At 51.2% G+C, this 22,540-nt stretch carries 21 protein-coding genes, 2 pseudogenes and 1 other annotated feature; of the genes and pseudogenes, 16 read left to right on the forward strand and 7 right to left on the reverse strand.

The features are described from left to right. Positions 1-2: 2 nt before the first annotated feature. Genes rsxG through nth form a run of 3 tightly spaced genes read left to right on the forward strand, consistent with a single transcriptional unit; the run spans position 3 to position 1,983 of the window. Positions 3-632 carry an electron transport complex subunit RsxG gene (gene rsxG, locus RFN81_RS09560; RefSeq protein WP_264495631.1) on the forward strand — a complete coding sequence of 210 codons (630 nt, stop codon included), beginning with the start codon at positions 3-5 and terminating at the stop codon, positions 630-632. Next, positions 629-1,336: an electron transport complex subunit E gene (locus tag RFN81_RS09565; RefSeq protein WP_264495632.1), complete on the forward strand. Its 708-nt coding sequence runs from the start codon at positions 629-631 to the stop codon at positions 1,334-1,336. Before rsxG ends, RFN81_RS09565 begins: the two co-directional genes overlap by 4 nt. Next, positions 1,333-1,983 (forward strand): endonuclease III, encoded by a 651-nt coding sequence (gene nth / locus RFN81_RS09570; protein ID WP_264495633.1) that lies wholly within the window; start codon positions 1,333-1,335, stop codon positions 1,981-1,983. The genes RFN81_RS09565 and nth overlap by 4 nt, the downstream gene beginning before the upstream one ends. Here nth and cysB read toward each other — a convergent pair. Further along, positions 1,964-2,938, reverse strand: coding sequence for an HTH-type transcriptional regulator CysB (gene cysB, locus RFN81_RS09575; protein ID WP_264495634.1), 975 nt, complete (start codon positions 2,936-2,938; stop codon positions 1,964-1,966). The two genes, nth and cysB, sit on opposite strands and share 20 nt — an antisense overlap. Positions 2,939-3,192: 254 nt before the next feature. Further along, a complete protein-coding gene (gene topA, locus RFN81_RS09580; RefSeq protein ID WP_264495635.1) occupies positions 3,193-5,790 on the reverse strand; it encodes a type I DNA topoisomerase in 2,598 nt (865 codons plus the stop codon). Between the two features lie 373 nt (positions 5,791-6,163). On the opposite strand from topA, the gene RFN81_RS09585 reads away from it, so the two are divergent. After that, complete coding sequence (locus tag RFN81_RS09585) at positions 6,164-6,433, forward strand: YciN family protein (RefSeq protein ID WP_264495636.1); 270 nt, start codon at positions 6,164-6,166, stop codon at positions 6,431-6,433. A gap of 51 nt (positions 6,434-6,484) precedes the next feature. Here RFN81_RS09585 and sohB read toward each other — a convergent pair whose 3' ends face one another. Beyond that, a complete protein-coding gene (gene sohB, locus RFN81_RS09590) occupies positions 6,485-7,531 on the reverse strand; it encodes a protease SohB (protein WP_264495637.1) in 1,047 nt (348 codons plus the stop codon). Between the two features lie 366 nt (positions 7,532-7,897). On the opposite strand from sohB, the gene RFN81_RS09595 reads away from it, so the two are divergent. Then, complete coding sequence (locus RFN81_RS09595; protein ID WP_264495638.1) at positions 7,898-8,659, forward strand: YciK family oxidoreductase; 762 nt, start codon at positions 7,898-7,900, stop codon at positions 8,657-8,659. 18 nt (positions 8,660-8,677) lie between these two features. Continuing rightward, entirely contained in the window at positions 8,678-9,268 is a 591-nt protein-coding gene (gene cobO, locus RFN81_RS09600; protein ID WP_264498930.1) for a cob(I)yrinic acid a,c-diamide adenosyltransferase, read from the forward strand. 42 nt (positions 9,269-9,310) lie between these two features. On the opposite strand, the gene rluB is transcribed toward cobO, so the two are convergent. The 3 genes from rluB to rnm all read right to left on the reverse strand — a co-directional run bounded on the left by rluB (position 9,311) and on the right by rnm (position 12,012). Then, the gene (gene rluB / locus RFN81_RS09605) at positions 9,311-10,195 is read right to left on the reverse strand and encodes a 23S rRNA pseudouridine(2605) synthase RluB (protein ID WP_264495639.1); all 885 of its coding nucleotides are present in this window, start codon (positions 10,193-10,195) and stop codon (positions 9,311-9,313) included. Between the two features lie 189 nt (positions 10,196-10,384). Then, positions 10,385-11,005 (reverse strand): L-threonylcarbamoyladenylate synthase, encoded by a 621-nt coding sequence (locus RFN81_RS09610; RefSeq protein WP_264495640.1) that lies wholly within the window; start codon positions 11,003-11,005, stop codon positions 10,385-10,387. A gap of 134 nt (positions 11,006-11,139) precedes the next feature. Next, complete coding sequence (gene rnm / locus RFN81_RS09615) at positions 11,140-12,012, reverse strand: RNase RNM (RefSeq protein ID WP_319800172.1); 873 nt, start codon at positions 12,010-12,012, stop codon at positions 11,140-11,142. A gap of 211 nt (positions 12,013-12,223) precedes the next feature. Beyond that, positions 12,224-12,328 (forward strand) — a sequence feature (Trp leader region). Between the two features lie 30 nt (positions 12,329-12,358). Between rnm and RFN81_RS09620 the strand changes: the two genes are divergently transcribed. The 6 genes and pseudogenes from RFN81_RS09620 to trpA all read left to right on the forward strand — a co-directional run bounded on the left by RFN81_RS09620 (position 12,359) and on the right by trpA (position 18,950). Beyond that, positions 12,359-13,921, forward strand: coding sequence for an anthranilate synthase component 1 (locus RFN81_RS09620; protein WP_264495642.1), 1,563 nt, complete (start codon positions 12,359-12,361; stop codon positions 13,919-13,921). Then, positions 13,921-14,492 (forward strand): annotated as a pseudogene (locus RFN81_RS18735) (glutamine amidotransferase-related protein); the annotation flags it as partial. The gene RFN81_RS09620 and the pseudogene RFN81_RS18735, both read left to right, overlap by 1 nt. Positions 14,493-14,567: 75 nt before the next feature. After that, positions 14,568-15,563 (forward strand): annotated as a pseudogene (gene trpD, locus RFN81_RS18740) (anthranilate phosphoribosyltransferase); the annotation flags it as partial. Between the two features lie 6 nt (positions 15,564-15,569). After that, entirely contained in the window at positions 15,570-16,937 is a 1,368-nt protein-coding gene (gene trpCF, locus RFN81_RS09630) for a bifunctional indole-3-glycerol-phosphate synthase TrpC/phosphoribosylanthranilate isomerase TrpF (RefSeq protein ID WP_264495643.1), read from the forward strand. 16 nt (positions 16,938-16,953) lie between these two features. Next, a complete protein-coding gene (trpB, locus tag RFN81_RS09635) occupies positions 16,954-18,144 on the forward strand; it encodes a tryptophan synthase subunit beta (protein WP_264495644.1) in 1,191 nt (396 codons plus the stop codon). After that, a complete protein-coding gene (gene trpA, locus RFN81_RS09640) occupies positions 18,144-18,950 on the forward strand; it encodes a tryptophan synthase subunit alpha (protein WP_264495645.1) in 807 nt (268 codons plus the stop codon). Before trpB ends, trpA begins: the two co-directional genes overlap by 1 nt. Before the next feature lie 156 nt (positions 18,951-19,106). On the opposite strand, the gene ompW is transcribed toward trpA, so the two are convergent. After that, positions 19,107-19,742, reverse strand: a complete 636-nt coding sequence (gene ompW, locus RFN81_RS09645; protein ID WP_264495646.1) for an outer membrane protein OmpW — start codon at positions 19,740-19,742, stop codon at positions 19,107-19,109. Positions 19,743-20,014: 272 nt separating this feature from the next. Here ompW and RFN81_RS09650 point away from each other — a divergent pair, with 272 nt between their 5' ends. From RFN81_RS09650 to yciA, 4 genes are all read left to right on the forward strand, one after another. Further along, entirely contained in the window at positions 20,015-20,419 is a 405-nt protein-coding gene (locus RFN81_RS09650; protein ID WP_264495647.1) for a YkgJ family cysteine cluster protein, read from the forward strand. A gap of 57 nt (positions 20,420-20,476) precedes the next feature. After that, positions 20,477-21,229, forward strand: a complete 753-nt coding sequence (locus RFN81_RS09655; protein ID WP_264495648.1) for a YciC family protein — start codon at positions 20,477-20,479, stop codon at positions 21,227-21,229. Positions 21,230-21,424: 195 nt separating this feature from the next. Next, positions 21,425-21,991, forward strand: coding sequence for a septation protein A (locus tag RFN81_RS09660; protein WP_264495649.1), 567 nt, complete (start codon positions 21,425-21,427; stop codon positions 21,989-21,991). 118 nt (positions 21,992-22,109) lie between these two features. Next, a complete protein-coding gene (gene yciA / locus RFN81_RS09665) occupies positions 22,110-22,532 on the forward strand; it encodes an acyl-CoA thioester hydrolase YciA (RefSeq protein ID WP_264495650.1) in 423 nt (140 codons plus the stop codon). Positions 22,533-22,540: the final 8 nt, after the last annotated feature.

Consider the following 22,540-nt stretch of genomic DNA (forward strand, 5'->3'; position numbering starts at 1 on the left):
CCATGCTAACGACCATGCGCCGCCATGCGACCACGCTGGCGCTGTTTGCCGCCTTCACCACTGCCGTCACGGCGGTAGTAAATAGGTTGACGGAGCCGACCATCGCGCATCAGGCGGTGTTGCAGCAAAAAATGTTGTTCGACCAGGTTGTCCCTGCCGAATTATATAATAGTGATATGCAAAAAGAATGTTACGTTGTCACTGACCCAGCGTTAGGGTCATCCGCACCGCACCGCATTTTCATTGCCCGACGGGATGGGGAACCGGTTGCCGCTGCACTCGAAAGCACAGCTCCGGATGGGTATTCTGGCGCGATTAAACTGCTGATTGGCGCCGATTTTCATGGCAAAGTACTCGGCGTCCGCGTTCTTGAACACCATGAAACCCCAGGGCTGGGGGATAAAATCGACGTACGGATTTCTGACTGGATCACGCGGTTTAATGGGCTAACAGTACAAGGTGAGCATGACGCACGTTGGGCGGTAAAAAAAGACGGCGGTATGTTTGACCAATTTACCGGGGCCACCATCACGCCACGGGCCGTCATCCATAGCATAAAACGCAGCACGCTTTTCCTACAAACGTTGCCAGCAAAACTCAACTCGCTATCTGCCTGCGGAGAAGATCAATGAGTCAAACCAAAGCGCTGTTCATCAATGGGTTGTGGAAAAACAATTCAGCACTGGTGCAACTGCTCGGCCTCTGCCCATTATTAGCCGTGTCATCAACAGCAACCAACGCGCTGGGATTAGGATTGGCAACTACCCTGGTTCTAACCTGTACCAACATCGCCGTTTCCGCACTACGTCGTTGGGTGCCAACGGAAATTCGCATTCCTATCTACGTGATGATCATCGCCTCAGTGGTCAGCACCGTACAAATGTTGATTAACGCCTATGCTTACGGGCTATATCAGTCTCTGGGTATTTTTATTCCATTGATTGTCACAAACTGTATCGTTATCGGTCGAGCAGAAGCCTTTGCCTCCAAAAATGCCATCTTCCCTTCCGCTATTGACGGTCTGGCAATGGGTCTGGGGGCGACTAGTGCACTGGTAGTACTCGGATCTTTACGTGAAATACTGGGTAACGGTACGCTGTTCGATGGTGCCGATTTACTGCTGGGTAGTTGGGCCAAGGTTCTCCACATCGACGTTATGCACCTCGATACCCCTTTTCTACTGGCGATGCTACCGCCGGGCGCTTTTATTGGTTTGGGTCTGCTGCTCGCGGTGAAATACGTGATTGATGAAAAAATGAAACAGCGCCGCGCAAGCGCAGTAACAGACAAGGGAAAAACGGCCGCCACGCCTGGCGCTGTAGGGGAATCACTGTGAACAAGGCTAAACGGATTGAAATATTAACGCGTTTACGCGCCAATAACCCGCATCCAACAACGGAATTGCATTTCAACTCGCCCTTTGAACTGCTTATCGCGGTCCTGCTTTCCGCTCAAGCGACTGATGTCAGTGTCAACAAGGCTACGGCCAAGCTCTTCCCTATCGCCAACACGCCTGAAGCCTTACTCGCACTCGGCGTAGACGGCGTTAAAGATTACATTCGAACCATCGGATTGTTTAATAGCAAAGCGGAAAACATCATCAAGACCTGCCGCCTGTTGCTGGAAAAACATCAAGGGCAGGTTCCTGAAGATCGCGACGCGCTGGAAGCCTTGCCGGGCGTCGGGCGGAAAACGGCCAATGTCGTGTTAAATACGGCTTTCGGCTGGCCGACGATTGCCGTGGATACCCATATCTTTCGCGTCAGCAACCGCACGGGATTCGCGCCAGGTAAAACCGTCGAGCAGGTAGAGGAAAAACTGCTGAAAGTTGTTCCAGCAGAATTTAAAGTCGATTGTCATCACTGGTTAATCCTGCACGGCCGTTACACCTGTGTCGCCCGCAAACCACGCTGTGGCTCCTGCCTGATTGAAGATTTATGCGAATTTGGCGCAAAGACGCCGATTACTTCACCGGCAATGTGACGTCTTTAAACATCGCCTCAATCTCATCATTTGAACGTAATGCTACGGCGGAATCGACAACATCCCTAGTGAGATGTGGAGCAAACCGCTGGATGAAATCGTACATGTAACTACGTAGAAACGTACTCCGCCGAAAGCCAATTTTCGTCGTACTGTAGTTGAAAATGCTGTTGGCATTGAGAGTGACGAGATCGGTTTCTGTTTGCGGATCGACCGCCATATTCGCGATCACCCCTACACCCAAACCTAAACGTACATACGTCTTGATGACATCAGCATCCGTGGCGGTGAAAACAATACGTGGCGTTAGTCCTGCGCGGTTAAATGCCGTGTCTAACTCTGAGCGCCCCGTAAAGCCAAAAGTGTAGGTGACAATAGGATAAGCCGCCAACTCTTCGATAGTGATGTCGGTTTGGGAAGCCAAAGGATGGTCGGGTTTTACGACTACCGCACGATTCCAGTGATAGCATGGCAGCATGACCAGATCGTCGTACAAATGCAGCGCTTCGGTCGCGATAGCAAAATCCGCCGATCCTTTTGCCACGGCTTCCGCAATTTGCGTCGGCGATCCCTGATGCATATGCAGTGACACACGAGGGTAACGATCGATAAAACCTTTGATTACACTTGGCAGCGCATAGCGCGCCTGTGTATGCGTAGTTGCTACATATAGCGAACCTTTATCGGGATAGGTGTGCTCTCCAGCAACGGCTTTGATTGCATCAACTTTTGACAGAACCTCACGCGCAATGCGAATGACTTCCTGTCCAGCGGGCGTCACCTGTGTCAGATGTTTTCCACTACGGGCAAAAATTTGAATGCCCAACTCATCCTCCAGCATGCGAACCTGTTTACTGATCCCTGGCTGAGAAGTGTACAATCCTTCTGCGGTGGAAGACACGTTCAGGTTGTGATTAACAACTTCAACAATATAACGAAGCTGTTGTAGTTTCATAATATATCCCATTCCCAATTAAGTATGCGCAAGGCATGTCGCAACGTTTAATGACGTCTGATTTTATTGTATCGCGATCGATAGCGCTTATGTCGCAAGGCATCTATCTCCGACAATTAATGCCATTTAATCATAAAAATTATTTTTATATAACTATTATCACTTTATCACGTTTCTTAAATCGAAAAAGCCAGCCTGATGGCTGGCCTACTGCAACGATAATCTCCATTTATACGCCTGACGGCATAATGAGGCTATTTCTTTCCTTCGACCCACTTGCCATCAATATAAAATGCCGACCAGCCTGTTGCTTTGCCCTCTTTCTCCGATGAAATATATTGCTGCTTGGTCTTGCGGCTAAAACGCACCAGCGTTTTATTGCCGTCTTTATCCATCACCGGAGCTTCGGCCAAATAGCGCAATTTTTCAGGAAGACGATCTTTGAATCGCACCAGTTCCTCTACCAATGGCGCCCGCGTTTCTCGGGATTTCGGAAACGTGTTAGCAGCAAGGAAAACCCCAGCTGCGCCATCACGCAGAACGAAATAGGCATCAGACTTTTCACAAGGGAGTTCAGGCAATGGCACCGGATCTTCCTTCGGTGGCGCAACCTCGCCGTTGCGTAATATCTTGCGGGTGTTCGTACAACTCTCATTGGTACATGCCATGTACTTACCGAAACGCCCCATTTTGAGGTGCATCTCGGCCCCGCATTTATCGCACTCCACAATTGGGCCGTCATAGCCCTTAATGCGGAATTCACCGGTTTCAATCTCATACCCGTCACAGGAAGGGTTATTACCGCAAACGTGAAGTTTACGCTGATTATCGATCAGGTAACTGTCCATCGCGGTGCCGCATTTTACACAGCGGCGACGGGCGCGCAGTGCGTTAGTTTCCGCATCGTCGCCTTCCAGCACGTTAAGAACTTCATTTTCTGGTATCAGGTTAATCGTGGTCTTACAGCGCTCTTTTGGCGGCAACGCATAACCGGAGCACCCCAGAAATACCCCGGTACTGGCGGTACGAATCCCCATTTTGCGCGAGCACGTTGGGCAATCAATACTGGTTAACACCATGGTGTTCGGGCGCATGCCGCCCTCTTCAGGATCCTGCTCTGCCTTTTCTAGCTGTTGGCTGAATTCCTTGAAGAACTCATCCAATACGGCTTTCCATTCGGCTTGATTATTGGCGACCTGATCGAGCTGACTTTCCATCCGCGCGGTGAAATCGTAATTCATGAGTTCGCGGAAATTTTCTTCCAGCCTATCGGTAACGATTTCACCCATCTTCTCGGCGTAGAAGCGACGGTTCTCCACCCGGACATAGCCGCGATCCTGAATGGTTGAGATGATCGACGCATAGGTGGACGGACGCCCAATGCCACGTTTTTCCAACTCTTTTACCAAAGAGGCATCACTGTAACGTGCAGGCGGTTTAGTGAAGTGTTGGCGCGGCAGCAATTTTTGCAAAGAAAGCGCCTCGCCTACGGCAACGCTTGGCAACGTACGATCTTCATCATTTTTACGCAGCGCGGGCATGACCTTCGTCCAACCGTCGAAACGTAACGTGCGCCCTTTGGCCCGCAACTGATAATCTGCGGCCTCGACGATTAACGTGGTGGAGTCGTATTGCGCAGGCGTCATTTGACAGGCGACGAACTGACGCCAAATTAATTGATACAGTTTTTGCGCATCGGCTTCCATATCTTTCAGGCTATCAGCCAGCACGCTGACATCCGACGGGCGTATCGCTTCGTGCGCTTCCTGTGAATTCTCTTTACTGCTATAGAGGTTCGCCGACGCTGGCAAATAGCGTTTCCCGTACGTCTCGTCAATATAGCTACGAACCATCGTCAAAGCATCCTGACTGAGGTTCGTCGAATCGGTACGCATATAAGTAATGTAGCCCGCTTCATACAGACGCTGCGCCATCATCATGGTTTTTTTCACACCAAAACCAAGACGGGTACTGGCCGCCTGCTGGAGCGTCGAGGTAATGAATGGTGCACTGGGTTTACTGCTGGTGGGTTTATCTTCGCGGTTGGCAACCACGTAACGCGCATTTTCAAGCAGGCTAATTGCCGCCTGTGTTTGCGCTTTGTTCACCGGTTTAAACGGTTTGCCGTTGTAGTGCGTCACTTGCATTTGTAATTGGACGTCACTGTTCGCCAGCAAATCGGCGTGCAATTCCCAATATTCTTCCGGCACGAACGCCTTGATTTCACGTTCGCGATCGACAACCAAACGCACCGCCACCGATTGCACACGCCCGGCAGATAAGCCGCGGGCAATTTTTTTCCACAGCAGCGGCGAGACCATGTAACCCACTACGCGATCCATAAACCGGCGCGCCTGCTGTGCATTAACGCGATCTATATTTAGCGTATCTGGTTTTTCAAATGCCTGTTTAATCGCATTTTTTGTAATTTCGTTAAATACCACGCGGCTAAAACGCGCGTCTTCGCCACCGATAATTTCCCGCAAATGCCAAGCGATAGCTTCCCCTTCGCGGTCAAGGTCGGTCGCGAGGTAGATATGATCGGCTTTTTCTGCCAGCGTTTTAAGTTCGGAAACGACCTTCTCCTTACCCGGCAGAATTTCGTAATTAGCCTTCCAGCCATGATAAGGATCGACGCCCATGCGATTTACCAGGGCGGTTTTTTCATCCTTTTTGACTTTCTTTTTGATTTTATCTTTCGTTGAGTCCGCGCTCTTTTTACTGACTGAGCCACTGGTCGGCAAATCGCGCACATGACCGACGCTGGATTTGACCACGTAGTCATTGCCTAAATACTTATTGATCGTTTTGGCTTTTGCCGGGGACTCGACGATAACGAGAGCTTTACCCATATGTACTATTACCTGCTGAATTCTTCTGAAAATCAGATATTTTTCGGAGCATCCCGATACGAAATCGACTCACTGCACAAAGTCCCACACTCTACCTGATAAATGTTGACGCGCAACTTAATTAACAGAGAAAAACCGTTTTCCCTGCTTTCCACCACATCGAATATCGGTCGGTAACCCCTTCAAAGATCGTCACTTTGCATCATCATTTTACCCTTTACGCTGAAACCGCATCGCAGTACCCTTGGCTTAGGTACAGCGGTTGAAGCTGCGTCACTGAGGTGTATAGTGCTGCTGATATTATTGATTGATGCTATTGATTGATATAGTGCAACAACCCGCTTTTTCAAGAGTGAGTACAGGAGTATAAATCATGTCATTTGAATATCAGGGTAACGTAGAAAAACGCCCCATCGATCGCCAAAATTTATTAGCTGAGGCCAATGATATCATTAAACATCACGATGATTATTTACATGGTATGGTCGCTGATGGCGTAGAACAAAAAAATGGCGTGTTAGTTTTTCGCGGTGAGTTTTTTCTCGATGAGGCAGGAATGCCGACGTTAAAAAGCACCGCCGTATTTAACATGTTCAAACATCTTGCTCATGTATTATCCGAAAAATATTATTTGGTAGATTAACGACACCAGCCCGCGTTGAGCGGGCTGGTGCCTCACATCATGCGGCGTTGTTTACAATAACGGTTTCGACCCGCGTTGCCACCAGCGCAACATTAACCGTTCTGCGGTATCACCAGCGCTTCCGGTTAGGCGATCCAATAGGCGTTTACGTCGTGTATAGCGAACATTGAGAACTTCATGGCTGGCCATCTCTGCAATCAATAGATCGTCACTTGTGCCAATAGCATCAACTAACCCCAGCGCTTTGGCCTGTGTACCAAACCAATGCTCTCCCGTCGCTACCGCATCAATGTCCAGCGAGGGGCGCATCTGTTGGACAAAGTCCTTAAATAGCCGATGCGTCACATTAAGATCTTCACGGAATTTCTCGCGCCCCTGTTCGGTATTTTCACCGAAGAGCGTTAACGTGCGCTTAAACTCACCCGCGGTGTGCAATTCAACGTCAATATCCTTGTTTTTTAATAAACGATGGAAATTAGGAATCTGCGCCACAACACCGATAGACCCCACTATCGCAAAAGGGGCCGCGACAATGCGATCGGCAACACAAGCCATCATATAACCGCCGCTGGCCGCCACTTTATCCACCGCAACGGTCAGGCGTACGCCGCCCTGACGCAAACGCTGTAATTGTGAAGCCGCCAGCCCGTAACCGTGCACGACGCCGCCAGGACTTTCGAGGCGCAGTAAGACTTCGTCTTGTGGTTTTGCTACAGCCAGAACGGCCGAAATCTCTTCCCGCAATGAACTGACTTCGCCCGCGTCCATACTGCCATTGAAATCGAGCACATACAGACACGGTTTACGACTTTTCTCTTCGCCGCGCTTAGCGCGTTGCTTTTCTTGCTTCGCGGTTTCTTTCTCTTTCTTCTTTTCTTGTTTCAATAACAGCTTACGCTCGGTATCGCTCATACAGGCCGTCTGCATTTCACGCTGCATTTCCTGATATTGCTCCCCCAGGTTGGTGACCTGTAACTCACCCTTATGTTGACGCTTACGCTGTGTCATACCAAAAATCAGAACAACTAACGCCCCCACGGCCACCACAAGGGTAAGCACTTTAGCCAGAAATAAACCGTATAAAGAAAGAAATTCCACAAACACCGTCCTCATTCATTGGGTATTCATTAATGTTGGTTCTCTCACCGACGATGACGTTGACGCCATGCGTCATTCCCTTTCTATAACCTAACTGATGGCTAGCAATATGGCGATGTTATTCCTGCGCTTTGTATGCTTATTGCTGTTTTTTAAAACAGCGGCGGGATAAATGGAGGTCGTCTCATTGAAAACTTACCGCATTTGAGGCATAACACCCCCATTCTCCTGCACCGCCGTCGTCTTACGGCGTGCCGCCCGCGATGTCAGGCATCGCCGACACGGTAAGCACGACGGCAGATTTACGCATTAATGCGACGCGGTGATGTACCGCGATAAGATGTGCCGCGATAAGAGGAACACACCGTGCATTACCAACCTAAAATTGATTTACTGCAAAACCGCATCATTCTGGTTACCGGCGCAGGCGATGGTATCGGTCGGGAAGCCGCACTGACGTACGCTCGTTATGGCGCACAGGTCATTTTATTAGGCCGGACAGAGAGTAAGCTGCAAGCGGTCAAGCAGCAGATCGTTCAGGAACAGGGGGTTACGCCACAGGTTGTTGTCTGCGATCTGCTGACGTTGTCCTCCGCGCAGTGCTTTCAGTTGTCTGAGGAACTGGCGCAGGTCGTTCCGCGACTGGATGGTGTTCTCCATAATGCTGGCCTACTCGGAGAAATTGCCCCGATAGCGCAACAAACCCCGGAAATCTGGCATCAGGTGATGCAAGTCAACATTAACGCCACATTTATGCTAACGCAGGCACTGCTGCCATTATTATTGCAATCTCCCAGCCCGTCTCTGGTGTTCACCAGTTCCAGTGTCGGCCGCCAAGGTCGCGCAGGCTGGGGCGCCTATTCCGTGTCTAAATTCGCCACTGAAGGCATGATGCAAGTGTTGGCTGAGGAATATCGTTCACAGAATCTACGCGTGAATTGTATTAACCCTGGCGGGACACGAACGGCCATGCGGGCATCGGCGTTCCCCCAGGAAGATCCGATGAAGCTAAAAACACCGGCAGACATCATGCCACTGTATCTCTACCTGATGGGTGACGACAGCCGCCGCAAGACAGGAATGAGTTTTGATGCACAGCCGAGCAGAAAAGCCGGTCCCGCCGAATAAAAGATGAGCACACACAATATGCACGATGAACGGCACCAGCAACGCCAACAGCGCCTGAAAGAAAGAGTCGATGCCCGCATTGCTGCCGCGCATGAAACACGCGGTATCCTGATCGTATTTACGGGCAACGGGAAAGGAAAAACCACCGCGGCATTTGGCACCGTCACTCGGGCGATCGGCCACGGTTTACGCGCTGGCGTGATCCAATTTATCAAAGGGGAATGGCCAAACGGTGAGAAGCAGTTGCTTCAACAGCACGGTGTGGAATTTCAGGTCATGGCGACGGGTTTTACCTGGGAGACGCAGAATCGTCAGATAGATGGGGATGCGGCGCAACGTGTCTGGCAGCATGGCAAACGCATGCTGGCCGATCCCCAGCTAGATCTCGTCGTATTAGATGAACTGACGTATATGCTTAGCTACGATTATTTACCATTACGTGACGTTGTCACAGCAATCAAACAACGTCCGACTGGGCAAACGGTGATCATTACAGGTCGAGGTTGTCACCGCGATATACTGGATATGGCCGATACCGTGACGGAGATGCGCGCGGTAAAGCACGCGTTTGATAGCGGTATTCAGGCACAGCAAGGCATTGACTGGTAGGACGGGCAGAGTCGACTGCCCGTAAGTCGTTTAGGAACAAGATCAGCCGTTGCGTTTCGGCTTTGGCGACGAGCGGCGGGCTGGCGCATTGTTGATCTGGCTATGGCGTTTTACCGCGCGACGGATCTGGTTCGCCTTGACCCGACGGCGCTCGCGCTCGACAGGCAATTTCGATATGGTTTCTGGCGGAAGTTGCACTAATTCACGCAGATAGTTCAACTGTTCCAACGGCATTTCGGCCCAACCGCCGCGAGGAATGCCTTTCGGTAAGGTAATATCCCCGTAACGCACACGGATCAGGCGGCTAACCTGAACACCTACCGCCTCCCACAGACGGCGAACTTCGCGGTTACGCCCTTCCGTCAAGGTTACGTTATACCACTGATTCAGGCCTTCGCCTCCCTGATAGCGGATAGTACGGAACGACGCCGGGCCATCTTCCAATGAAATGCCTTTACTTAATTGTTTGATCTTTTCGTCATTAACTTCGCCAAAGACCCGCACGGCATACTCACGCTCAACCTCATGGCTGGGGTGCATCAGGCGATTTGCAAGCTCACCGTCAGTCGTAAAGAGCAGAAGACCAGATGTATTCACATCAAGGCGCCCTACCGCGATCCAGCGAGACCCCTGAATTTTTGGCAGGCGATCAAATACCGTAGGCCGACCATCAGGATCGCTGCGAGTACACAACTCACCTTCCGGTTTGTAGTACATCAGGACACGGCACACCGTTTCTTCCGTTTCTTTTACGCTAACGAGATGACCATCAATACGAATTTTGGTGGCTTTCGTCACATCAACGCGATCGCCCAATGTGGCTATTTTACCATCGACGCTAACACGCCCGGCCTGAATAATACCTTCAATTTCGCGGCGTGAGCCATGTCCGGCGCGCGCCAGAACTTTTTGTAACTTTTCGCTCATTGAGCAACCTCTAATGTCGCCTTCCCAGGCGTCAGGGAAAATCATAACCACTATTAAAATCAGCAGGTTATATAAAAATCATTCGTAGTCTCTAACAACCGCGCGATTATACCTGCCTGCGTACCATTTGTATCGCTATTGTTTTTGTATCGTTATGTTATCGCACATCGTTATAACGTATCGACGCGCTTACAAAAATGGCGTGATATCGCCCGTGCCCTCGCGGACGACGCGCGGTGAGGCATCAGTCAGGTCGATCACAGTCGTTGGCTGCTGGCCAATCGAACCGCCGTGAATAACCAAATCCACGCGTTTGCCTAATCTTTCCTGAATCTCATCTGGATCGGATTCGGCGAAATCATTGCCGGGTAGCATCAGTGTCGTCGACATTAATGGCTCATTGAGCGCAGCGAGCAAATCCAGTGCAATCGGATTCGATGGCACGCGCAGACCGATGGTTTTACGCTTTTCATTCATTAAGCGCCGGGGGACTTCCTTCGTGGCTTTCAGAATAAAAGTATAGTTACCCGGCGTATTATTTTTGATTAAGCGGAAGGCGGCGTTATCCACATGGGCATACGTCGATAACTCGGACAAATCGCGACACACCAAGGTGAAGTTATGATCGTTACCCAAATCGCGAATCCGACAAATGCGCTCAAGCGCGTTTTTTTCACCGACCATACAGCCCAATGCATAGCCGGAATCCGTTGGATAAACGATCACCCCGCCTTTTTGCAAAACTTCCACCGATTGCGCAATCAATCGCGGTTGTGGATTCTGCGGATGAATATAGAAAAACTGGCTCATGACTTTACCTCTACTCTCTGACATTTCGCGGTTTGCTCGTTCCTTCCCGCGTCAAGCTGCAATGCGTTATTATAGAACGAGACAGCGGCAAAAAATGGTATTTCATACGTTATGGCGTACACAGCAATGCGCGCTTATTGTGCCAATAATGGATGATGCCACACGGGGTCGACACCGGCAGGGAGCCACAGTTTACGCCCTAACTCAATCCAGGCGCACGGCAGATGGAAATCTGAACCTTGCGACGCCAGTAAATTGGCATCGCGCGCATAACGACCAAGCTGCGCACGTTCCTCTGGTGCCTGTTGGCACTGGGCCACTTCCATTGCAATGCCCCCACCTTCTGCAAACGTCGCTATCAGGCGTTTTAGCCATTTAGCTGTCAGATCATAGCGCCCCGGGTGCGCTAAAACCGACACGCCACCGGATTGATGAATCGCGTCTATTGCTTGCGGAATACTACACCATTGCGGCGGCACATAGCCCGTCTTCCCCTTTGCTAAATACTTTTTAAAGACCTGATTCATATTCGCCGCGATACCTAATTCAATCAAATAACGAGCGAAATGCGCTCGCGTGATCTGCCCCCCGGTCGCCATACGCTGTGCGCCTGCCAGCGCATCGGGAATACGCGATTTTTCCAACCGGACGGCAATCTGTTCTGCCCGACGCAGTCGGTTATCCGCCTGCTGTTGCAGTAATCCAGTTAACGCCGGATGCGCGACCTCCACGCCTAGCCCAACAATATGGATCTCATGGTTTTCCCACAGCGTGGAGATCTCCACCCCCGGAATCAGCCGCAACGGCAGCGCTTGCTGCGCAATGGTCTGTTGCGCTTCTGCAAGACCGCCGATCGTATCGTGATCGGTGATGGCCAGCACGTTTACCCGCATGTCGACGGCCCGACAGACGAGTGCCGTTGGCGTTAACAGCCCATCGGATGCCGTTGTGTGGCTATGTAAGTCATAAAGTGGGAATGGTGTTACTAATTGAGAGTCTTCTGGCACAACCCTGTCCATCGATAATAAGGTGAAGGCCGCATGATGCCATTAATCATAAGTAAAGGGTAATGCCCGCCATTTTTCTGGGTAATAAAATAATCCTATCGAAGGTGTTGACATTTCGTCAACGAACCAGTTAACTAGTACACAGGCTCAGCGCAGTAATCTGAACAGAAATAGCGAGATAATGATAATGGCAATGCAAAAAACGATGAAGCATGGTTGGTGGCACTCCTCCCTATCGCGGGTGGACTGATCACGCATCGCTGTTGTCACACATGCAGATATTCCAAGACCCGCTTAACGTAGCGGGTTTTTTTATTTGATGGACACACATTTAGCGGGTAGCAAAATGCAAACAACACAACCTAAACTGGAATTGCTGCGTACCGAAGCCGTTTACCGCAACGACCCAAGTACCCTCTTCCTCCAACTCTGCGGCGACAGAGCGGCGACATTGCTATTAGAGTCGGCTGAGATCGATAGCAAGGAAAACCTGAAAAGCCTATTAATCATCGATAGCGCTCTACGCATCACCGCGCTCGGTCAACAGGTTTCCATTCAGGCTTTAAGCGCCAATGGCGCTAGCCTGCTGCCCCTTCTGGACGACGCATTACCTCGCGAAGTCATCAATCAACCGCGTCCTAACGGGCGGGAACTGACTTTCCCACTGGCCGATACCCAGCAAGACGAAGACGCGCGCCTGCGCTCACTGTCCGTGTTTGATGCCTTACGCCAGATCCTGACACTGGTCGCCTGCCCCCCCGATGAGCGTGAGGCCATGTTCCTCGGCGGGCTATTTGCCTACGATTTGGTGGCTGGATTTGAAACCTTGCCCGCGCTAAGCCAGGATCAGCGTTGCCCGGATTTTTGTTTTTATCTGGCAGAAACGCTGCTGGTGCTTGACCACCAAAAGCAGGTGACCACGCTGCAAGCCAGCCTGTTTACGCCCAATCACCACGAAAGACAGCGGCTACAGCAACGTCTCTCGCAATTACAGGATCAGCTACTCCAGCCCGCGCCAATACTCCCGCGCCAATCTATCGAAAACATGACGTTAAGCTGTAATCAAAGCGACGAAGCTTTTGGCGCGGTGGTCAGCCACATGCAGGAAGCCATTCGCGTGGGCGAAATTTTTCAAGTCGTCCCATCGCGTCGTTTTTCCCTGCCTTGCCCTTCACCACTTGCCGCCTACCAAACGCTGAAAGATAACAACCCTAGCCCTTACATGTTTTACATGCAGGATCAGGATTTTACGCTATTCGGCGCGTCACCGGAGAGTTCGCTGAAATACGATGCCGATACCCGTCAAATCGAAATCTATCCCATTGCCGGTACACGCCCGCGTGGTCGCCGGGCCGATGGAACGCTGGATCGCGATCTCGACAGCCGCATCGAATTGGAAATGCGAACCGACCATAAAGAACTGGCAGAACACCTGATGCTGGTTGATTTGGCCCGTAACGATCTGGCGCGTATCTGCCAGCCGGGCAGCCGTTACGTGGCGGATTTGACCAAGGTTGACCGCTACTCCTTCGTCATGCATCTGGTGTCGCGTGTCGTCGGCACGCTACGTGAAGATTTGGACGTCCTGCACGCCTATCGCGCCTGCATGAATATGGGTACGCTCAGCGGCGCACCGAAAGTCAGGGCGATGCAATTGATTGCCGAGAGTGAAAAAACCCGACGCGGTAGCTACGGCGGCGCGGTCGGCTACTTTACCGCACATGGCGATTTGGATACGTGCATCGTCATTCGCTCCGCTTATGTCGAAGATGGCATTGCTACCGTTCAGGCTGGCGCTGGCGTCGTGCTGGATTCCAACCCTCAGGCGGAAGCTGACGAAACGCGCAATAAGGCGCGCGCCGTCCTGCGCGCTATCGCCACCGCGCATCATGCAAAGGAGATCTTCTGATGGCCGACATTCTGCTACTCGATAATATCGACTCGTTCACCTACAACCTGGTGGATCAGCTACGCGCCAGCGGTCATCAGGTTGTCATTTATCGTAACCATTTGCCCGCCGACGTCATCATCACGCACTTACAGCAAATGGAAACCCCGATTCTGATGCTCTCTCCCGGCCCCGGCACCCCGGCAGCCGCAGGCTGTATGCCGGAACTGTTACAGCGCTTACGCGGTAAATTGCCCATTATCGGTATTTGCCTCGGCCATCAGGCCATTGTGGAAGCTTACGGCGGTCATGTCGGTCAGGCCGGAGAAATCCTGCATGGCAAGGCATCAGTCATCGACCACGATGGCTGCGCCATGTTCAGCGACTTGCCGCATCCGTTACCGGTGGCTCGTTATCACTCGCTGGTTGGCAGTTGCATTCCGGCTACGCTGACCGTTAACGCCCATATCGACACGATGGTGATGGCGGTGCGTAACGATGCCGACCGAGTTTGCGGTTTTCAATTCCACCCAGAGTCGATCCTGACCACCCATGGCGCTCGGTTACTGGAACAAACGCTGGCATGGGCGCTGGCCTAATACGGGATACATTGGTGCAACACGCTATAACGCCAAAATCATCTACAGCTCAGAACGGATTTATTATGCAAAACATACTGGAAAAATTATATCAAGCCGAACCCATCAGCCGTCAGGAAAGCCAGGCGCTATTTGGCGCGGTTATCCGCGGCGAACTCAAAGACAGCCAATTGGCCGCCGCGTTGATTAGCATGAAAGTGCGCGGCGAGCACCCCGATGAAATCGCTGGCGCAGCCGCGGCGTTATTGGCCGATGCACAACCGTTTCCACGTCCTGATTATTTATTTGCCGACATCGTCGGGACCGGCGGCGATGGCACCAATAGCATCAATATCTCAACGGCCAGTGCTTTTGTCGCCGCCAGTTGCGGGCTGAAAATCGCCAAGCATGGTAACCGCAGCGTGTCCAGTCGTTCGGGTTCCTCCGATCTGCTCGCCGCTTTTGGCATCAAACTGGATATGAGCGCCCAGGACGCTCGCCAGGCGCTGGATGATTTAGGCGTGTGTTTCCTGTTCGCCCCGCAGTATCATCTGGGCTTTCGTCATGCCATGCCAGTGCGCCAGCAGCTCAAAACGCGCACCGTCTTCAACGTATTGGGGCCGTTAGTGAATCCAGCCCGGCCACCACTGGCATTGATCGGCGTTTACAGTCCTGAATTAGTTCGCCCCATCGCCGAAACGCTGAAGGTACTGGGCTACCAGCGTGCGGCGGTTGTCCACGGTGGCGGAATGGATGAAGTCGCGATCCATGCACCAACGCAGGTAGCCGAGTTGAATAACGGGACAATTGAAACCTACCAACTGACGCACCGCGATTTTGGTCTGGAGACTTATCCGCTGTCGGCATTACAAGGCGGTACACCGGAAGAAAACCGTGACATTCTGGCCTCTCTACTACAAGGTAAAGGTGAACGTGCGCAGGCGGCAGCAGTTGCCGCCAACGTTGCCTTGCTGATGAGGCTGTTCGGGCAAGAAGATCTGCGCCAGAATGCGCAACAGGCACTTGAAATCATTCATAGCGGGCAGGCTTATCAGCGTGTTATTGCCCTGTCTGCCAGAGGATAACCCACCATGCAGGACACCGTATTACATAACATTGTGCGTGATAAAGCGCGCTGGGTTGCGGAACGAGAGAAAGTGCAGCCGCTGGCCTCTTTTCAACATGAGATTGTTCCCAGCCAACGCGACTTTTATCAGGCGTTGAAACAGAACAGGCCTGCCTTTATTCTGGAGTGCAAGAAAGCCTCGCCGTCAAAAGGGCTGATCCGCGATGATTTTGACCCAATCGCCATTGCCAAGGTCTATAAGAGTTATGCGTCCGCCATTTCTGTGTTAACCGATGAGAAATATTTTCAGGGCGATTTTGCCTTTCTGCCCCAGGTCAGCGCGGCAGTTCATCAGCCGGTGTTGTGCAAAGACTTTATTATTACGCCCTACCAGATCTATCTGGCACGCTACTATCAGGCTGATGCTATTTTGCTGATGTTGTCTGTGTTAGATGACACGCAGTACCGACAACTGGCCGAGGTGGCGCATAGTCTGAAGTTGGGCGTGTTAACGGAAGTCAGCAACGAAGAAGAGCTACAGCGTGCGATCCAACTTGAGGCGCGCGTGGTCGGCATTAACAATCGCAATCTGCGCGATCTCTCGATTGACCTCAACCGAACCCGCACGCTGGCACCGCGTTTACCCGCCAGCGTCACGGTGATCAGCGAATCCGGCATCAACAACCATGCGCAGATTCGTGAACTCAGCGCCTTTGCCCAAGGCTTCTTGATCGGCAGTTCATTGATGTCTGAACCCGACCTGAATAGCGCGGTACGTCGCGTTATTTTTGGCGAAAATAAAGTGTGCGGGCTAACACGCGCCGCCGACGCACAGGCGGCTTATCAAGCCGGCGCGCTGTACGGCGGGTTGATTTTCGTCGCAGATTCTCCGCGTCAGGTTGACGTTGAACAGGCGCTCGCCATCATGGCGGGCGCCCCGCTGCGCTACGTCGGCGTGTTTCGTCACGCACCAATCGACCATATCGTCGATGTTGCGACACGATTGCAGTTAGCGGCAGTGCAACTGCACGGCGATGAAAATCAACAAACCATCGACCAGCTACGCCAACGTTTACCGCCGGCCTGCCAGATTTGGAAAGCACTGAGCATCGCGGATGTGCTACCAGAGCGCAACTTCACTCACGTTGACCGCTACGTATTTGACAACGGTCAGGGCGGCAGCGGAAAAACGTTCGATTGGTCATTACTGACTAATCAGTCGCTGGAAAACGTGCTGTTAGCCGGTGGTCTGAACAGCGATAACTGCGCCCTCGCAGCACAACAGGGTTGTGCAGGGCTGGACTTCAATTCCGGGGTGGAAAGCGAACCGGGAAAAAAAGATTTACATAAAATTGCGGCGGTTTTTGCGATATTGCACCAGCCACAATACTAAAACAGACGGGAAAACGATGACATTACTTAACCCTTATTTCGGCGAATTTGGCGGGCAGTTCGTTCCGCAGATCCTCATCCCGGCCTTACATCAATTGGAAGAGGCCTTCGTCAGTGCACAACAAGATCCTGCCTTTCAGGCTGAATTTGCCGATTTATTAAAAAATTATGCGGGCCGCCCGACGGCGTTAACCTTATGCCAAAACCTGACGGCGGGGACGAAAACCAGACTGTACCTAAAGCGCGAAGATTTACTGCACGGCGGCGCGCACAAAACCAATCAGGTGCTTGGACAGGCTTTATTAGCTAAACGCATGGGTAAAAGCGAAATTATCGCCGAAACCGGTGCGGGTCAACACGGCGTGGCAGCGGCGCTGGCGTGCGCGCTACTCGGTTTGAAATGTCGCATTTATATGGGTGCGAAGGACGTTGAACGCCAGTCACCGAATGTCTTCCGTATGCGCCTGATGGGGGCCGAGGTGATTCCGGTACATAGCGGCTCCTCTACGCTGAAAGATGCCTGTAACGAGGCGCTGCGTGACTGGTCAGGCAGCTATGAGACTGCGCACTATCTGCTAGGAACGGCGGCTGGCCCGCATCCTTACCCGACTATCGTCAGAGAATTTCAGCGCATGATCGGTGAAGAGACGAAGGCGCAGATTCTGGAAAAAGAAGGCCGTTTGCCCGATGCGGTGCTAGCCTGTGTTGGCGGCGGATCCAACGCGATCGGCATGTTCGCGGATTTCATCGATGAGGCGAATGTCCGCTTGATTGGCGTTGAACCTGGGGGGTTAGGCATTGCAACCGGCCAGCACGGCGCACCGTTAAAGCATGGACGCGTCGGCATCTATTTCGGCATGAAGTCCCCTATGATGCAAACCTCCGACGGACAAATTGAAGAGTCCTATTCTATTTCCGCCGGGTTGGATTTCCCCTCTGTCGGGCCGCAGCACGCCTACCTGAACAGCATCGGGCGCGCAGATTATGTGTCGATTACTGATGATGAGGCATTGGACGCCTTCCAAACGCTCTGCCGCAGTGAAGGCATTATCCCCGCGCTAGAATCGTCCCACGCGCTGGCTTATGCCTTAAAGATGATTAAGGCGGAGCCGGAAAAGGAACAACTATTAGTCGTTAATTTGTCCGGTCGCGGTGATAAAGACATCTTTAGCGTGTACGATATTTTGCAAGAGCGGGGAGAGATCTAATGGAGCGTTATCAGCAGCTATTTACACGTCTGTCAGAGAAAAAAGAAGGTGCGTTCGTCCCCTTTGTTACCTTAGGCGACCCCTCCCCAAAGCAATCGCTGAAAATTATCGATACGTTGATTTCAGCCGGTGCCGATGCGCTGGAATTGGGCGTGCCGTTCTCCGATCCCTTAGCGGATGGCCCGACCATTCAGGACGCTAATTTACGCGCATTCGCCGCAGGCGTTACACCCGCGCGCTGTTTCGATATGTTGGCGAGTATACGTCAGCAGTATCCAGACATCCCGATTGGTCTGCTAATGTATGCCAATCTGGTCTTTAGCAATGGCATTGACGCATTCTATCAGCGCTGTGCGCAGGTCGGCGTCGATTCGGTGTTAGTGGCGGATGTTCCGGTGGAGGAATCAGCGCCTTTTCGCACCGCTGCGCTGCGACACGGTATTGCGCCTATCTTCATCTGTCCACCGAATGCTGATGATGAACTGTTGCGCGAGATTGCCTCTTATGGCCGTGGCTATACCTATCTGGTTTCGCGCGCGGGCGTGACTGGCACGGAGAAACGTGCTCAGCTGCCGCTGAACCATCTGGTTGCCAAGCTTAATGCCTACCATGCCGCCCCACCGCTACAAGGTTTTGGCATTTCTGAACCCGCTCAGGTGCAAGAGACGCTAGCATCCGGCGCTGCAGGTGCCATATCTGGCTCAGCTATCGTGAGGATTATAGAAAAAAACCGTCATCAACCGGATACGATGTTGGCGGAGTTACATGATTTTGTGAAGAATATGAAAGCGGCTACACGTTTGTAACGCATGTGTGAGGTCGCTATCGGAACAGGGTAAGAAATAGCCCCTACGCTATAAGTAGCGTTCCTTTTATCGATTTGTTTGCTCTGTGTAAAACGGCGAAGCTAAAAACTCGCCGTTTTTTATTTCTGATAATGGTTGGCACAATAAAATAGGCAATCAGAACCGATAGCCTACGCCAAACATGAAGGCCCACGGATCGAGACGAGTATGCACATTTTGTCGATCGTTACCGGCGTTAAACTTCACATCGGTATCGATATCCATCCACCATACCGACATGTTAAGTAGCCAGTTTTTATCCAGGTTGTAATCTAACCCAGCCTGTGCGGCAACCCCCCATGAATTTTTCAGGCTCAGATCGCTTAATCCAGCGCCTTTCCCCGTATCATTGAATTTCTCATCAAAGAACAGTGTGTAATTTAGCCCTACCCCCAAATAGGGGCGCAATTTATCTTCCCGTTCACCAAAATAGTACTGGGCAACCAGTGTCGGGGGCAGGTGTTTCACCTCGGCAATCGTCCCTGTGCTTCTCAAGCCCACTTTATGGTTAAACGGGGTCGCGGCAAGCAATTCAACACCAATATTATCCGTCACCATGTAGCTAAAGGTTAGTCCTAGTTGAGTATTGTTATTGACCTGGAATGATCCCAGGCTACCCAATACATTATCCGAACTTTCAACCGGACGAACTGTCGCGGTGCCAGCGCGTACAATAAAATCACCCGCTTGATGCGCCTGCGCCAACGCCGGCACCAGCGCCGTTGCCAACAATAAGAAAGCTGTCTTTTTCATTACCCACTCCATTCACAGGGTTTAAATTTCGAGCGGAATATAACCCTAAGTAGGTATTTTTGTTTTAACCCAGATCACATCTCTTAACGTTTTAACGCCCGAATTGCATTGAATCATTTATTACTAACTGATTAATATTCCTAATATTGATTTAGATCAAAAACCAAATAACGAACATAAAATGCCCGTGTGGCAAATTGCATTACCATGTCGCCGCATTCAGCGGTAAATTTTATTTTCATTAACGTGAATTAGAGCCAGTTAGTCATCACATGAGCGATAACGTTTGTATGCACTGCGGCGCATGCTGCGGTTTCTTCAGAGTGTCTTTCTATTGGGCGGAAGCGGATGACGGTGGCGGGTTGGTGCCTTCGCAACTTACCGAACCACTGACGCCATTTCTGTGCTGCATGGCGGGCACAAATAGCAAAAAACCCCGTTGTCAGGCGCTGGAAGGCCGCATTGGCGATGCCGTTAGGTGCGCGATTTATGATAATCGCCCTTCACCGTGCCGCGAGTTTATGCCATCAGGCGAGAATGGGCAGATCAATGAGGCCTGCGACCGGGCACGGGCAAGCTACGGCTTGCCGCCTTTGGCGCCCCTTCTGGCGGATTCCGGTAATACTGGCGGGCAAAAATGTGTCATGTCGTCGCCGGGGTGCCACAACACGGATTAACAGGTACAATCATGTGTTAAGTCCTTTCTGTCGATTAGTCTTTCTCAAGGAGCTTCCATGCCTATCACGGCTAACACGTTGTACCGTGACACAATGAATTTTACCCGTAACCAGTTCATCAGCATTTTAATGCTGTCGCTGTTAACAGCATTCATTGCTGTCATATTGAGCCATGCCTTGTCGCCCTCTGTCGATGAGTTACGGATTCTGAGCAGCACGAGCAGCGATCTGTCATCGTCTGTCGAATCCAGCCTGATGGACTTGATCCAACAGATGACGCCGGAGCAACAAAGCGTGTTACTGAAAATGTCGGCGGCAAGCGTATTCGCCGAATTGGTTGGCAATGTGCTGCTGACCGGCGGCATTCTGATGTTGATCCAATTGGTCTCAGAGGGACAACGCACCAGCGCGCTGCGTGCTATCGGTGCATCAGCACCTTTTTTACTGCGCCTGCTATTACTGATTCTGTTATGCACGCTACTCATACAGCTCGGTATGATGCTACTGATCATCCCTGGCGTACTTTTTGCTATCGCACTTAGCTTGTCTCCCGTTATTGTCGTCACGGAAAAAAGCGGGATTTTCAGCGCGATGAAAACAAGCGCTAAATTAGCCTATGGCAACATGCGAGCCACCGCGCCCGCCGTTATCACATGGCTGTTAGCGAAAGTCGCTATTTTGCTGGTGGTGTCCAAGCTACCAATCTCCTCACCTACCGTGTTAGGCGTGGTATTAAACGGGTTAAGCAACCTGATTTCCGCTATCTTGCTGATTTATCTGTTCCGCCTCTATATGTTGTTACGCGCTTAACCTGCGTTCGCGTCACCGTCGCCACGTTACGATTGTGACGCGCCACGCGTGATATTCGCGCTGGCCCAAGCGTAATTTTCTGCAAATTATTACACTATTTTGGGAATGGTGTTCCACAATGAAGGATAATGATGCAGGTTACCGGGTAACTCTTGGTAGAGAGGGTTACGATACTATGAGTGATGGATTGATATAATGAAGCAACTTCTGGATTTTATACCGTTGGTCGTCTTTTTTGCAGCCTACAAGCTCTATGACATCTATATCGCATCGGGCGCGCTAATTGCGGCAACGGCGTTGTCTCTCGCAATAACGTGGGTTTTGTATCGAAAAATAGAGAAAATGACGCTGATCACCTTCGCTATGGTGGTCGTTTTCGGTTCGTTGACGCTTATTTTTCATAACGATTTGTTTATTAAATGGAAAGTGACCATTATCTACGCGCTGTTTGCCGCCGCACTGCTATTTAGTCAATTCATTATGAAACAAACCCTGATTCAAAAAATGCTAGGGAAAGAGTTAGCTTTGCCGTCGCCCGTCTGGGGAAAATTAAATCTTGCCTGGGCAATATTCTTTCTGGCATGCGGTATCGCTAATGTTTATATCGCGTTCTGGTTGCCACAAAGCGTCTGGGTGAATTTCAAAGTTTTCGGTTTGACGGCCGCCACGCTGATGTTTACCTTACTTTGTGGCTTCTACATTTATCGCCACTTGCCTAATGATCCGGAAAAGGAAAAAGAGGGAAAAAGCGAACAGCAATAATGACGATATGCTATGTGTATTAAGCCGATTATAAGGCAATAGATATCTTTTGTACCCGTCAGCAGAGCCGCTTTTACTGGTGGGTAGGCTTTATTTAACCGACTTGGCTGATTGTAAAATGAGCACGCAAAATGAGTTACCCCAGGGTGAGTTAGTTCTTCGTACGATGGCCATGCCTGCCGACACCAACGCAAACGGTGATATTTTCGGCGGGTGGCTGATGTCACAAATGGATATGGGCGGCGCAATTCTTGCGAAAGAGATAGCCGAAGGGCGTGTGGTGACCGTGCGAGTAGACGGCATGTCGTTCTTGAAACCGGTCGCCGTAGGCGATGTGGTTTGCTGTTATGCGCGTTGCTTACGTACGGGCCGGAGTTCAATTAACGTCAATATTGAAGTGTGGATTAAGAAAGTCGCGACCGCACCGATTGGTCAGCGTTATCGGGCGACCGAAGCGCTATTCACATACGTCGCAGTCGATGATGAAGGCCATTCGCGCGAACTGCCTGCGGGTAAAAGCCACTTCACGCTAAGTGAGTAACCTTTTCA

Origin of the sequence: Pectobacterium cacticida (assembly GCF_036885195.1) — a bacterium.
Lineage (GTDB): Bacteria > Pseudomonadota > Gammaproteobacteria > Enterobacterales > Enterobacteriaceae > Pectobacterium > Pectobacterium cacticida.